The organism is Pandoraea commovens, from assembly GCF_024704525.1.
Taxonomy (GTDB): Bacteria; Pseudomonadota; Gammaproteobacteria; order Burkholderiales; family Burkholderiaceae; genus Pandoraea; species Pandoraea commovens.
Genome location: NZ_CP102780.1, coordinates 499,263 through 512,335 on the forward strand (window position 1 = coordinate 499,263; position 13,073 = coordinate 512,335).

At 64.1% G+C, this 13,073-nt stretch carries 13 protein-coding genes; 11 read left to right on the top strand and 2 right to left on the bottom strand.

Annotation, left to right across the window (positions count from 1 at the left end; all coding sequences use genetic code 11):
* Together NTU39_RS02655 and NTU39_RS02660 are read right to left on the bottom strand one after the other, a co-directional pair.
* Nucleotides 1-1,116 carry a type III pantothenate kinase gene (locus tag NTU39_RS02655; RefSeq protein WP_257959143.1) on the bottom strand — a complete coding sequence of 372 codons (1,116 nt, stop codon included), beginning with the start codon at nucleotides 1,114-1,116 and terminating at the stop codon, nucleotides 1-3.
* The gene (locus NTU39_RS02660) at nucleotides 1,116-2,132 is read right to left on the bottom strand and encodes a biotin--[acetyl-CoA-carboxylase] ligase (RefSeq protein WP_257959144.1); all 1,017 of its coding nucleotides are present in this window, start codon (nucleotides 2,130-2,132) and stop codon (nucleotides 1,116-1,118) included. The genes NTU39_RS02655 and NTU39_RS02660 overlap by 1 nt, the downstream gene beginning before the upstream one ends.
* Before the next feature lie 239 nt (nucleotides 2,133-2,371).
* On the opposite strand from NTU39_RS02660, the gene NTU39_RS02665 reads away from it, so the two are divergent.
* From NTU39_RS02665 to NTU39_RS02715, 11 genes are all read left to right on the top strand, one after another.
* Nucleotides 2,372-3,493 carry an MlaE family ABC transporter permease gene (locus NTU39_RS02665; RefSeq protein ID WP_373275355.1) on the top strand — a complete coding sequence of 374 codons (1,122 nt, stop codon included), beginning with the start codon at nucleotides 2,372-2,374 and terminating at the stop codon, nucleotides 3,491-3,493.
* Nucleotides 3,493-4,428 (top strand): ABC transporter ATP-binding protein, encoded by a 936-nt coding sequence (locus tag NTU39_RS02670; protein ID WP_257959145.1) that lies wholly within the window; start codon nucleotides 3,493-3,495, stop codon nucleotides 4,426-4,428. Before NTU39_RS02665 ends, NTU39_RS02670 begins: the two co-directional genes overlap by 1 nt.
* Nucleotides 4,418-5,383, top strand: coding sequence for an MlaD family protein (locus NTU39_RS02675; RefSeq protein WP_150664095.1), 966 nt, complete (start codon nucleotides 4,418-4,420; stop codon nucleotides 5,381-5,383). The genes NTU39_RS02670 and NTU39_RS02675 overlap by 11 nt, the downstream gene beginning before the upstream one ends.
* Complete coding sequence (locus NTU39_RS02680; RefSeq protein ID WP_257959146.1) at nucleotides 5,380-6,243, top strand: ABC-type transport auxiliary lipoprotein family protein; 864 nt, start codon at nucleotides 5,380-5,382, stop codon at nucleotides 6,241-6,243. The genes NTU39_RS02675 and NTU39_RS02680 overlap by 4 nt, the downstream gene beginning before the upstream one ends.
* A 15-nt stretch (nucleotides 6,244-6,258) precedes the next feature.
* Nucleotides 6,259-7,431, top strand: a complete 1,173-nt coding sequence (locus NTU39_RS02685; RefSeq protein ID WP_150664097.1) for a VanZ family protein — start codon at nucleotides 6,259-6,261, stop codon at nucleotides 7,429-7,431.
* 274 nt (nucleotides 7,432-7,705) lie between these two features.
* A complete protein-coding gene (locus NTU39_RS02690; RefSeq protein WP_257959147.1) occupies nucleotides 7,706-9,247 on the top strand; it encodes an MFS transporter in 1,542 nt (513 codons plus the stop codon).
* A gap of 156 nt (nucleotides 9,248-9,403) precedes the next feature.
* The gene (locus NTU39_RS02695; protein WP_039395291.1) at nucleotides 9,404-9,736 is read left to right on the top strand and encodes a (2Fe-2S) ferredoxin domain-containing protein; all 333 of its coding nucleotides are present in this window, start codon (nucleotides 9,404-9,406) and stop codon (nucleotides 9,734-9,736) included.
* Between the two features lie 63 nt (nucleotides 9,737-9,799).
* Nucleotides 9,800-10,438 carry an alpha/beta hydrolase gene (locus NTU39_RS02700; RefSeq protein ID WP_150664099.1) on the top strand — a complete coding sequence of 213 codons (639 nt, stop codon included), beginning with the start codon at nucleotides 9,800-9,802 and terminating at the stop codon, nucleotides 10,436-10,438.
* Nucleotides 10,439-10,650: 212 nt separating this feature from the next.
* On the top strand, nucleotides 10,651-11,883 hold the full coding sequence (locus tag NTU39_RS02705; RefSeq protein WP_373275356.1) for a D-alanyl-D-alanine carboxypeptidase family protein: 1,233 nt from the start codon (nucleotides 10,651-10,653) through the stop codon (nucleotides 11,881-11,883).
* 19 nt (nucleotides 11,884-11,902) lie between these two features.
* A complete protein-coding gene (locus NTU39_RS02710; protein ID WP_257959149.1) occupies nucleotides 11,903-12,751 on the top strand; it encodes a D-amino acid aminotransferase in 849 nt (282 codons plus the stop codon).
* Nucleotides 12,748-13,017: an HP0495 family protein gene (locus NTU39_RS02715; protein ID WP_150575326.1), complete on the top strand. Its 270-nt coding sequence runs from the start codon at nucleotides 12,748-12,750 to the stop codon at nucleotides 13,015-13,017. Before NTU39_RS02710 ends, NTU39_RS02715 begins: the two co-directional genes overlap by 4 nt.
* The last annotated feature ends 56 nt before the right edge of the window (nucleotides 13,018-13,073 follow it).

Here is a 13,073-nt window from a genome sequence, read left to right on the forward strand (position 1 = left end):
TCAAACGCCTCCTCGTGCGTGTCCGGCATCGCGTGAAGCGTCTGCCGGGGTATGGGGCTCGGTGGCTTTTGCCGCCGACGATTCAGCCGCATGTAACGCGACTTCATAGAGTCCTGCTGGCACAAGCTGATCGTGCTCGGTAAAGGGCAGTGCGAGCGTTTGTGCGAGCGCATGACGCGCCCCGCCGGAAAGCACGCAACGCACGGGTGCGCCGAGCTGTGCTTCGAGCTGTGCGTAGCTGCGTTCGACGAGACCGGCCTGAGCGGCAGCGCATCCGCGAAGAATGGCCTCGGTCGTGCTACGTGCGAATGCCTGGCCACCCGAGGGCATCGTGGCGTCGAGTGTGGGCAACTGCGCGGTGCCCTGCGCGAGCGATTGCAGCATCAGGGCCGGGCCCGGGGCGATCAGCCCGCCGAGATAGTCGCCGTCGCCGCGCAACGCCTCGATGGTCGTGGCGGTACCCAGTGTCACGATCAGGAGGTGCTCGCCCGGCCATGCGGCATGCGCACCGATCAGGCTGGCCCATCGGTCGCTGCCGAGCTGCGACGGCGTGTGATAGCCGTTGCGCACACCCGCCCGTGCGTCGCTCGCGCGCAGCACCTGAAGCCAGTCGGACGACGCCATGCCCCACAACGTCTGCAACGTCATGCGGACGGCTTGCTCGGCAGCATCGCCCGCGACATTGGTGAGCCACACGCCGGCGGGTGCCGGGCAGATGAATCCGTCGTGTTGCCCGCCCTGCCCGATGGCGAGCGGCGCAGCGTTGGGCGCGAAGTGTCGACCGCCGGTTTGGCTCCCGTTGCCGTCGGGATCTGACGTCGCAGAGGTATCCGCTGCCAATGCCGACCAGCCTGCACGAATTTGTGTCGCTAGCGTGCGCCACTCGGCGTGATCCACCGCGCCGCTGGCGAGGAAGGACGGCGAGGCAGCACGCCAGTGTGCGGGTCGCACGGCCGGTGCCAATGCCCACTTGATGCGGCTGTTCCCGGCATCGACCAACAGCCAGGGGGCGGCACTGCCATAGACGCCGCCGTTCGATGCGGCAGGCATGCCGTCCGCGCCCTGCATGCTTGCGGGTGTCGGTGATGCTGATGACGCTTTACGGGGCGCGGACATCAGCGGCCTCCCTGCGTTCCGGGAAGCGTCGCTGCGGTAGACGGGTCGAGCAAACGTACCGAGACTTCTCCGCTGGCGATCGTGCGCTCGCCTTCGGTCGTCGCGACACGCAGGCAGCCCTGTGAATCGACGCCGAGTGCGACGCCGTGCAACACGTCGCGTCCGTGTTCGATCACACGAATCGACGACCCACTGTAGGCATGCATCGCTTCCCAGTCTTCGCGGAACGCGTCGAAGCGCTGCGCGTCGAAACGCGCAAGCATGGCCGCAAGCCGCTGAACCAGGGCGACGAGGACCGACGACATATCCGGATCCACGAGGACCGACTCGAGCGCAGCGGGCGGCGTGGCAGGGACCGCTGGCGTGGCGGTGCTGGGCGTGGCCGTCGCCGCGCTCTGAACAGCTGCGCTGTCGATGCGCGTCGCCACATCGCCCGCATGACGAAGATTGACGCCAATGCCGATGACGACGCCGATGCGCCCCGGCCCTGCCGGGACCGTCTCGATCAAAATGCCCGCGAGCTTGCCGCCGCGCAGCAGGACGTCGTTGGGCCATTTGAGGCCGAGCGCCTGCGGAGCGCATACCGGTAGATCCGACAATCCTTCCACGACCGCGACGCCGGTTGCCAGCGACAATCCGGCCAGTTGTGCCGGACCGCCGGTCATGACGTACGCCAGTGAGAACGTCAGGCTGTCGCCCGGCAAGCTCTGCCATGCGCGCCCGCGTTGGCCGCGACCGGCGGTCTGCTGCATGGCGGCGCGCACGACCGGCGCACACGTTGCGTCTTCACGAAGGCGCGCGAGCAGGTCTAGATTGGTGGAGCCCGTGGTGTCGACGACTTCGATCTGCCAGTCACGGCAAACCGCCGCCAGACGCGAGCGAATGCGCTCACCGTCGAGCTGACGCGCGGCGGTGTCGTGGGCGGACGTTGCCCCCGCGCTGGCGGGGCTTTCCGGCGAACCGGAAGCCATGGCGTCGAGCGGAGCGGGGGGCGAAGAAGGTGCGGCGTTATTCATGGCTGCTATTGTAGCGGCGAGGTTGGCGCCGCGCCGGTCTGTCCTGCGTCGATGGCCGTATTTCGGCATCATCCGATGCGCGCGTCGGACAATTCCGGCAGGTTTTCAGCCGCCACCGGGTTGCCATCGTATGGCCGCGCCTGTACCGTACAATGACCGCGTTTTGCCGCGCATTTTGCTGGATCCATGCCGGATCCACGCTGGATTCCGGCGAGTTTGTTGTCAGGAGATCCTCAGTTTTGAACCTCGATGCCGTACCCACTCTCGAGCTGACCACCTCGGCACAAGGCCCGGTGGTCATGCTGCGTGGTCTGTGGACGGCGTTGGCGCTTTCGCAGCGCAAGAAGACGCTCATCGGGCTGGTGCGTGCGTTGCCTCACGGCGAGCTGGCGTGGGACCTCACTTGTGTGGAGCGGCTCGATCACGTGGGTGCGCAGGCGCTGTGGCGTTACTGGCAACGCAAGTACCCTCAGCGTATCGCGCTGACCGCCACACAGCGTGCGCTGTTCGATCACCTCGCCGAATTCGACCGAACGCGTCAGAGTGCGGTGCCCAAGCGCCGCGTCGATCCCGTCAGCCAACTGGGCTATTCGCTGTTCACGTTAGGTGAGCATTTGCGCGACGGCATCTCGATGTTCGGCCGATTCGTGATCGACCTCGGCCGTGTCGTTCGCCATCCGTCGCGCGCGCCATGGCTGGAAATGTCCGCGAACATCTACAGTGCGGGGGCGAAGGCGCTCGGCATTACGGCGTTGGTCGCGTTCCTGATCGGCATCGTTCTGTCCTATCTTTCTGCCCAACAACTGAAGTTGTATGGGGCAAGTACGTTTATCGTGAACATTCTCGGCCTGTCGGTGATCCGGGAACTGGGGCCGGTGCTTTCCGCGATTCTCGTCGCGGGGCGCTCAGGATCGGCGATCACGGCGCAACTGGGTGTGATGCGCGTGACCGAAGAGCTGGATGCCATGCGCGTGATGGATATCCCGCACGGTTTGCGACTCGTGCTGCCGAAGGTCATCGCGTTGGCCATCGCCATGCCGTTGCTCGTGATGTGGACGAACATCGTCGCGCTGCTCGGCGGCGCCATCGCAGCGAAGTACGAACTCGGCATCGGACTGCATTATTTCTTCACGACGCTACCTAACGCGGTTCGTATCGCGAACTTGTGGATCGGTCTGGGCAAGGGCGTGGTCTTCGGCATGCTGATTGCGCTGGTGGCGTGTCACTTCGGCATGCGCGTCAAACCCAACACACAGAGCCTTGGCGAGGGCACGACACAATCGGTCGTCACGTCGATCACCGTGGTGATTCTGGCGGATGCCGTCTTCGCCATCCTCTTCCGCAACGTGGGGATCGGCTGATGAGCGAACCTATCGTGCGCGATCCTGCCAACACCGCTGCGGTCTCGTCGCCGCTGGCCCAGAGCGATGTGCTGTTCGGTGCGTCGGCCAGTTGCCCACCGGTGTCGTCGACGTTGCCGGGCGAAGCCGAGCCGGTCATCGAAGTTCGCGATCTCACGAAACGCTACGGCACGCACACGATTCACGAACATCTGGATCTCACGGTGCGTCAAAGCGAGATCATTGCGCTGGTCGGCGGGTCGGGGTCGGGCAAGACCACCCTGATTCGGCAGATCATCGGCCTTGAACGTCCGACCAGCGGCCATATCAGTATCTTCGGGCACGACATCACGATGATCGACCGGCGCACGGCGCATCTGCTGCGTCGTCGCTCGGGCATGTTGTTTCAGCGCGGCGCGCTGTTCTCCGCGATGACGGTGTTCGACAACATCGCGCAACCGCTGCGCGAGCTGCATACGCTTTCGGAGGATTTGATTCGCGATGTGGTGATGTACAAGCTGGAGATGGTCGGGTTGTCGGGGCGCATGGCCAATCGCATGCCGTCGGAATTGTCGGGCGGCATGATCAAACGTGTCGGCATTGCGCGCGCCATCGCACTGGAGCCGGAGCTGCTGTTCCTCGACGAACCGACGGCCGGGCTCGACCCGCAGGCGTCGGACGAGTTCGTGGACATGGTTCGCGGCCTGCATCGCTCGCTCGGCCTGACGGTCGTGATGGTCACCCACGATCTCGACACGGTAATGATGCTGGCGACCCGAGTGGCAGTGCTGGCTGATCGCAAGGTACTCGTGAACGCGCCGGTCGAAGACGTGGTGCGTGTCGATCACCCGTTCATTCACAGCTTCTTCCTCGGTGAGCGCGGCAGACGCGCGTTGCTGGCTTTGCCTGCGGCACGGCGCGCCAAGATTTCGGAGTTACTCGACGATGGAAAATAAATCGCACGCTTTCATGGCGGGCCTCTTCACACTGGTATTGCTCGCCACCGTCGCCGCTTCGGTGTACTGGTTCAATCGCGACAACCGCGTCCGTGTGCCCTACGACCTGGTCTCGCGCACGAACGTGACGGGCCTCAATCCGGAGTCGGCCGTGCGTTATCGCGGTCTGGGCGTCGGCAAAGTCGAGTCGATCAAGTTCGATCCCCGCACGCCGGGTCAGATCCTGATTCGCATTCTCGTGAATGAAGGCACGCCGATGACCAAGTCGACGTTCGCCACGCTGAGTTATCAGGGCGTGACTGGGCTGGCCTTCGTGCAACTCGATGACGATGGCCACGACCGCACCCTGCTGTCGTCATCCGAGACACAGGTCGCGCAATTGCGTTTGCGTCCGAGCTTCGTCGACGAGCTTCAGCGACGTGGCAACAACCTCGTGCACCAGCTTGAGGAAGCGACGTCGTCGGTCAACAAGTTGCTCGATCCCGAGAATCGGCAGGCGATCGTCGATTCGATCAATAGCGTGAAGACCGCCGCCCAGAGCGTGAACCGTGTGGCGACGCAACTCGAGCCGGTCACCAAGCAACTGCCGGAAACGGTGCGCGAACTGAATGGAACGCTCGCTGGAGCGCATCGTCTGACGAACCAGCTGACGGATCCGCAGGGGCCGCTGGTGCGTAATCTGGATAGCGTGGGGCGGGCGGCGGATCAGGCTGCGTCGAGCCTCGCAGCGTTCCAGGGCACGATGCAGACGTTCGAAGGTTCGTTGCAACAGGAAGCGCTGCCGCGTCTGAATCGTCTGTCGGACGATCTGCGCTTCACGTCGCAGGCGGTGGGGCAAGCCGCAGAGACGATCAACCGCAATCCGCGCGCATTGCTCTTCGGCACGTCGCCGCCGCCGCCGGGGCCGGGCGAAACCGGTTTCGCGTGGCCGAGTGGGGCCGGGGCAGGTCAATGATGCGCGACACCGTCACGCAAGGGGATATCGAGATGAATAACGGTAAGGGCGGCTTCGTCACATGGCTGTTCGGTCTTGGGGCCGCGCTGGGGACTGTGGTGCTGGTCGCCGGATGCGCCGCACCGACACCGTCGGGTGCATTGGCGCGCTTCGATCTGGGTCCACCGACGATTCCTGCGTCGGCCGTGGCCGGCGCGAATGGTGCGAATGGTGCGAATGGTGCAGCCGGTGCAGCCGGTGCTAACGCCCCCGCCTCCGACGTCGCGGCTGCCGGTGCGCAGCAACTGTCACCGCTCAAGGTCGTGGTCAACGCACCGAGCTGGCTCGACTCGGACATGATTTATTACCGCTTGCCCGCCAGCGAGGGCGATCAGGCGCGCGTGTATGCGAACAGTCGCTGGCTTGCGTCGCCCGCACGGCTCTTTGGTGATCGTCTGCGAGCGGCGCTGTCCGTCGACCGTGTGGTGCTCGCCGCGGGCGACCCGGCGGCGGCCCCCGCGCTGCGTGTCGAGCTTGAAGAGTTCGCGCAGTACTTCGACAGCACGTCGGCCAGTCATGGCGTGGTGCAGGTCCGTGCGACGTTGTTCGACGGGCCGAAGCTGCTCGCGCAGACGACGTTGCGCTCCCAAGCCCCCGCCGCCACGGCGGATGCTGCCGGTGGCGCGCGTGCGCTGGCTACCGCGAGCGATGCGGTGCAGAAGCAGTTGATCCAGTGGCTCGCCGGACGTGTACCGGCACCTTCGGCAACAACACGTGCGCCTGCGCAGTCGCGTGCGTTGCCCGCCGCTTCTTCCGCCGCTTCTTCCGCAACTTCTTCCACAGCCTCGTCGTCGGTAAGCGCTTCGGCGCCGTCGCGATAGCGGGTCGTCTCGCCGATGCCCGAGCACGAAGTCAAACCCTGGCAACGACGCGCTTCTCCGCTTACGCGTCAGGCGCTGCTGTGCCTGATTCTGCTGATGGCCTACGCCAGCCTCTACCCGTTTGAGTTTCAGCGGGCGGCGGTCGGGCCGTTCGACTACCTGTTCGCACCGCTGCCCCGCTGGATGACGATGTTCGATGTCGTCACCAACGTGCTGGGCTACATCCCGCTGGGTGTGCTGACCGTGTGGGCGTTGCACCCGGCATGGCGCGGCACGCGCGCGGTGATCGCGGCGTTCGTGCTGGGCACGCTGTTCTCGTGCGGCATGGAGGCGTTGCAGACGTATCTGCCCACGCGCGTGGCGTCGAATGTCGATCTCGCGACGAATGCGCTGGGCGCGCTCATTGGCGGTGCGATGGCCGTACCGCTCACCAGCCCGTTGCTCGATCGCGGATGGCTCCGTCATTTGCGCTTCGCGTGGTTCGAGCGTCATGCGAGCCTGCTGCTCGTGTTGCTGGCGCTGTGGCCGTGGGCGCAGGCGTACCCGCAGCAGTTTCTCTTTGGCGACGGCGACCTTGTCCGGCAAATCTGGCTCTGGCAGGACCCGGATGTCACCGATCTGGTCTTGGACTGGGTGCCGAAGCTCGGGGAATTGCAGGACTATCTGTCGGCGCTGGATGCCGTCGCAAGCCACGCCCTGTGGGAGACGGTCGTGACCGCGAGCGGCACGATTCTCGCGGGGTTGCTCGCGACGCTGGCCATGCGTCGCACAGCGCCGCGTGTGCCGCTGCTGTGCGCGATGTTCATCAGCGCTTTCGCGATCAAGGCCATTGCGGCCGCGTGGCAGTTCTCGCCCGCACAGGCGTTCGACTGGGTGACGGCAGGCGCGATTTACGGATTGGTCGTCGGCGCGCTCGTGCTGAGCGTCGCCGGGCGCGGACCGCGTTTTCTGCGGGGCGCCGTTGCGCTCGCGGCGCTGGTCGTCCTGCTCGTCTTCGTCAATCTTCTGCCTGCGAATCCCTATTACGAGGCGGCGCTTCAGTCGTGGCGTCAGGGGCAGTACGTGCACTTCAACGTGCTGGCGCGCTGGCTCGCGTGGACATGGCCGTATCTCGTGCTGATCTACCTACTCGCGATGTTCGACCCGAGCCATCGCGGTCCGGCGCGTCGCGGCGGCAAGCCGGACTGACGCCGACGAGCGCCCGGAAATTCGGCATTTTTTGCGGGCGCATCGATGCGCCCGCCTGAAGGGTGAAATGTCCGTCAAGGCCCGTCCGATAAGCGTTTCCGGTCGATTCCCCAGCGCCATTGTTTCCAAATTGGAAATAGCGTATTGGCCGTCTGCCCATTGGTGAGGCCGGCCTCGACTCCTAAACTCTCATGTAAGGCGTACTGACACTGGCGCGCCACGACCGCCCGGCATCTACAGGCAGATCCCGGGCGGTTTTCATTGGGGAGCGAAGATGAGTACCTGGGGATTGGTGTTTGCGCACAAGACACGGCAGCGCGTACTGATGGCCGTGATCGCGGCGGCCACCGGCATCGAGATGCTGGAGAACGGCATGTTCGTGTTCGCGTCGTCGCATATCGCGGGCGGCGTCGGTGCGGCCCCGGAAGAGTACGCCTTTGTCTCAACGCTTTACGCCGTCGCTGGCATTCTCGTCATTCTCAAACAACGCTGGCTCGCGTCGCGTCTGGGTTATCGCGGTTTTCTGACCGGTGCGCTCACGCTCATGGCGTTCGGCGCGTGGCTGTGCGGCATGGCGCACAACCCGGTGGAGCTTGCCGTGGCGCGCTTCGTGCTCGGACTGGGCGCAGGGTCGCTGTTCACGGCGAGCCGCATTCTGATTAACCTGTGTTTCGCGCCCGAATTGCGGCTGCGGGCGTTGTTGTTCTTCACTTACGGCTTCTTCGGCGCGCAGATTTCCGCGCCCTTGCTCGCGAGCTATCTCGTCGATCATTTCATGTGGTCGTCGGTATTTCTTGTCATGGTGCCGATTGCGCTGGCCGGGGCACTGGCGTCGTGGCTCGTCATTCCGGATTTTCGCGAACGTCTGCGCGACGAAGGCGAATTCGAAATGCGCGGCATCGTGTTCTTCGCGGCGGGTGTGCTGTTCGTCGAAGTCATGATGCAGCGCTCGCGCTTCGACTTCTTCTCCAGCCCGCTGCATCTGCTCGAACTCTGTCTGGTCGGGGCAATCTGCGCCATCGGCTACATGTGGCATCAGTATTCGCATCACAAGCCGCTGATCGACTTTCGCGTGCTCGTGCGCAACCCCGTGTATGTGCTCGGGCTGGGCGGGTATGCGGTGTACTACTTCTTTTCGTATTCGACGTCTTACCTGTTCCCTATCTACATGCAACAGGGGCTGAACTGGAGCGTCGAGCACACGGGGTATCTGCAAGCGGTGGCGTCGGTGACGAGTCTCGTCGTGGCCGTGATTTACACGATGGCGCGTCCGAAGTTCGTGAAACTCAAACCGTTCGTGCTGCTCGGCTATCTGTGCCTGCTCGGCTACGCATTCCTGCTGTCGCAGAGCTATCAGGGCGTGTCGAGTCAGTGGCTGATTCTGCCGATGGTGCTGAGCGGTCTTGGCGGTGTGTTCGCGATGATTCCGATTGCCGAGCTGACGTTTCGCGGCATGGACGAGTACGTCTTCCAGCATGGCTATCAGACGAAGAACATCGTGCGTCAATTGGTGAGTTCGATGTCGGTGTCCGTCATGGCCGTGCTGATGCAGGACCGTCAGGCCGTCTTCATGCATCAACTGACGCCCGCGATGACGCCGCTGAACCCCGCCTACAATGCGGCCGTCTCGCAGGCGCAGCAGACGTTCGGCGCGAGTGTCGATGCGACGACGGCGGCGCATATGGCGTCTGCGTGGGTGGGCAATCTCGCGTCGCAACAGGCGCTGGTGCTCTCGTGTGTGAACGTGTTCTTCGGCTTCGCGTGTCTGGCTGCCTTCTGCGCCTTGTTCATGGCGGTACAGCGGCGTCTTCGCTGATCTGTGTCCAGGTGTCCCGGAATCTGCATTTCCTCGTCTCTTCGGTGCGGAGCGCTGAGTGCGCCCGCCGGGGCCGCCCGCAAGCCTTAAGCAGGTCGGTTAGAATGCCCGCAACACGTCGTTACGTTGCCAATTCCCCCACATAAAAGCACCGACATGGCCACCACCCAGTCGCAGTACTACAAGCATCACGTGTTCTTCTGTCTCAACCAGCGCGAAGCGGGCGCCGACCGTCCGTCGTGCGCGAACTGCAATGCGCAGTCGATGCAGGAATACGCCAAGAAGAAGGTCAAGCAACTCGGTCTGGCCGGTCCCGGTCAGGTGCGTGTGAACAAGGCCGGATGCCTGGACCGCTGCGAGCTGGGGCCGGTCGTCGTGATCTATCCCGAAGGGACCTGGTACACGTACATCGACGAGACCGATATCGACGAAATCGTCGAGAAGCACCTGGCGCAAGGCGAGATCGTCGAGCGCCTGTTGATCGACTGATCGACTGACCAGCCGCATTGTCGATGCATGCGTGCGGCTTCGCACTCCAGACCTACTTCGCTCATGAACGCTCAGACTGAACGCTTCACCATCGACGGCCCGGTCGGCGCCATCGAAATCGCTATCGACCGCCCGGCCGGTGGGCCGGAAAATCTGCGCGGCATCACCCTCGTCGCGCACCCGCATCCGTTGTTCGGCGGCTCGCTCGACAATAAGGTGGCGCAGACGCTCGCGCGTGCTTTCGTCCAGCTCGGTTACGCCGTGGTGCGTCCGAACTTCCGTGGCGTGGGCAAGAGCGAAGGCGAGCATGACAAAGGCATCGGCGAGCGCGACGACCTGATGGCCGTCATCGCCTGGATGCGTCAGCAACCGGGTTGGGAAACGGTGCCGCTCGCACTCGCTGGTTTCTCTTTCGGCACGTTCGTGCTCTCGCACGTGGCCAAAGCGCTCGAAGCCGCAGGTACGCCTGCCCAACGTCTGGTGTTCGTCGGCACGGCCGCGAGCAACTGGGACGTAGCGACCGTGCCCGCCGACACGCTCGTCATCCACGGCGAGAAGGACGACACGGTGCCGTTGCAATCGGTGCTGGACTGGGCGCGTCCGCAAACCTTGCCCGTCGTGGTAATCCCCGGCGGCGAACACTTTTTCCACGGCCTGTTACCGCTGCTGAAACAGATCGTGGTGGATGCGTGGCGTCATTGATACATCTGGCCCGAATTTCGGGCCGTTTCGTCTGACAGCGACCCGCTTCGCTGGGGACGTCGGATGGCGACGGGTATAATTCGCCTCTGAACCTTGTCGTGCCGTGACGGGTCTATTTCCCGAACGGCATGGCTCCGGCGCTCCGGTGCCGCCGTCTTCTTCGCCGTGCCGCGCTCGCCAAAGCGTGGGTTGCACGGCGCTTTCAAGCGCAGATGCCTCTGAGTTTTGCTTCGCTCACTTCGTTTTTCTCATCGCCAATGAAATTCAACGCTTCGCTGTCCCGTGCCGCCGCCGCCGCGGCGATTGTCGCTTGTGGCTCGCTCGCTACGCTTCCCGCCCGCGCTCAACAGATCCCGCCGCCGCCGATGTCGGCCAAGGCGTGGACCATTGTCGACGTCACCAGCGGTCAGGTGCTCGCCGCCGGTGACCCGGATGCCCGCGTGGAGCCGGCTTCGCTCACGAAGATCATGACGACGTATCTGGTCTTCGAAGCCCTTCGCGACAAGCGCATCTCGATGGATCAGACCGTCATTCCGGGCGACTCGGTTCGCAAGGTGGGTCGCGACGAATCGCGCATGTTCATCGAAGCCGGCAAGCCGGTCTCTGTGCGCGATCTGGTCTCGGGCATGATCATCCAGTCGGGCAACGACGCCTCCATCGCGCTGGCCGAACTCGTCGGCGGCTCGCAGCCGGGCTTCGTCGAGCTGATGAACCGCGCCGCGCAGCGCATGGGCCTGAAGAACACCCATTACACGAACGTCGACGGTCTGACCGACCCGCAGCACTACACGACGGTCGCTGACATCGCCACGCTGTCGACGCACATGATTCAGGACTTCCCCGAGTACTACAAGATTTACTCGGAGAAGAGCTTCACGTACAACAACATTCGCCAGCCGAACCGTAACCGTCTGCTGTCGCTCGACCCGACGGTCGATGGCCTGAAGACCGGCCACACCAAGGAAGCGGGCTACTGCCTCGTGTCGACGGCATCGCGTCCGTTGCCGGGCGCAGCGGGCGTGAACCGTCGCGTGTTGTCGGTGGTCGTGGGTGAGCCGACCGAGCGCGCGCGCGTGCAGGACAGCCTCTCGGCGCTGAACTACGGTTATCAGAACTTCGACACACTGCGCGTGTACGGCGCGAATCAGGTCGTGGCCACCCCCAAGGTCTGGAAGGGCAAGGACAGCGAACTGAAGATCGGCGTGAAGAAGGACACCTTCATTACCGTGCCCAAGGGCATGGCCGACAAGATCAAGCCGCAACTCGAACTGCGTGAGCCGCTGATCGCACCGATCGCCAACGGCGCGCAGGTCGGCACCGTCAAGGTCATGGCCGATGGCAAGCAACTGGCCGAATTCCCGGTCGTGGCGCTGGCCGACGTGGCGCAGGCCAGCTTCATCGGCCGTGCATGGGACGCCCTGCGTCTGATGTTCGTGAAGAAGTAACCGGGAAGCCATTCGCATCATGAACAACCCCACCGTCTGGCTCAACGGCGAACTGATTGCGCTTGCCGACGCGAAGATTTCCGTCCTCGACCGAGGTTTCCTCTTCGGGGACGGAATCTACGAAGTCGTGCCGGTCTATCACGGCAAGCCGTTCCGTCTTGCGCAGCATCTCGACCGCCTGGAGCGCAGTCTCGCGGAAATCCGCATCGCGAACCCGTACACGCGTGCCGAATGGGAAGCGCTGTTCGCGCGTCTGTCGGCCACGTGTGCGGCCGATCCGCACAGCGTCTACGTGCAGGTCACGCGCGGTGTCGCGCCGCGTCAGCACACGTTCCCGAAGGACATCACGCCGACCGTGTTCGGCATCGCCACGCCGCTTACGCTGCCGGGCCGCGAGAAGGTGGAGCAGGGCGTCGGCGCGGTCACGCATGAAGACCGTCGCTGGCTGAACTGCCACATCAAGTCGACGTCGCTGCTGGGCAACGTGCTGATGGCGCAATACGCGGCCGATCACGATGTGCAGGAAACGATCCAGTTCCGCGACGGGTTGCTGACGGAAGCGTCGTCGAGCAACGTGTGGGTGATCAAGCACGGTGCAATGGCCGCGCCGCAGCGCGATAATCGGATTCTCGAAGGCATTCGCTACGGCGCGCTCGAATCGTTCGCGCAGGAATGCGGGATCGCGTTCGAGGAGCGTGCGGTGAGCGAAGCGGAAGTGCGCGACGCCGACGAACTGCTGATCACGTCTGCCACGAAGGAAGTGCTGGCTGTCGTCACGCTCGACGGCAAGCCGGTGGGCGACGGCAAGCCGGGCCCCGTCTTCCGCGCGCTTTATGCGGCGTATCAACGCGCCAAGGAGGCACTATGACGGAAGAGAAGAAGAGCCTGATCGAGTTTCCGTGCGACTTTCCCATCAAGGTGATGGGACATGCGCAGGACGGCTTCGCGCAGGCCATCGCGGAGCTGCTGCGCGAGTTCGATGCGCAGTTCGACGCGGCTACGATGGAAATGCGTCCGTCCAGCACGGGCAAGTATCTCGGTCTGACCGTCACGGTGCGCGCGCATTCGCAGGCGCACCTCGACGACATCTACCGCAAGCTGACGTCCCATCCGATGGTGAAGGTGGTGCTGTAAGCGACGTAGTACCGACGCGTGCCCGAGCTTGCCTCAGGCGCGCGTCTTCCGACTTC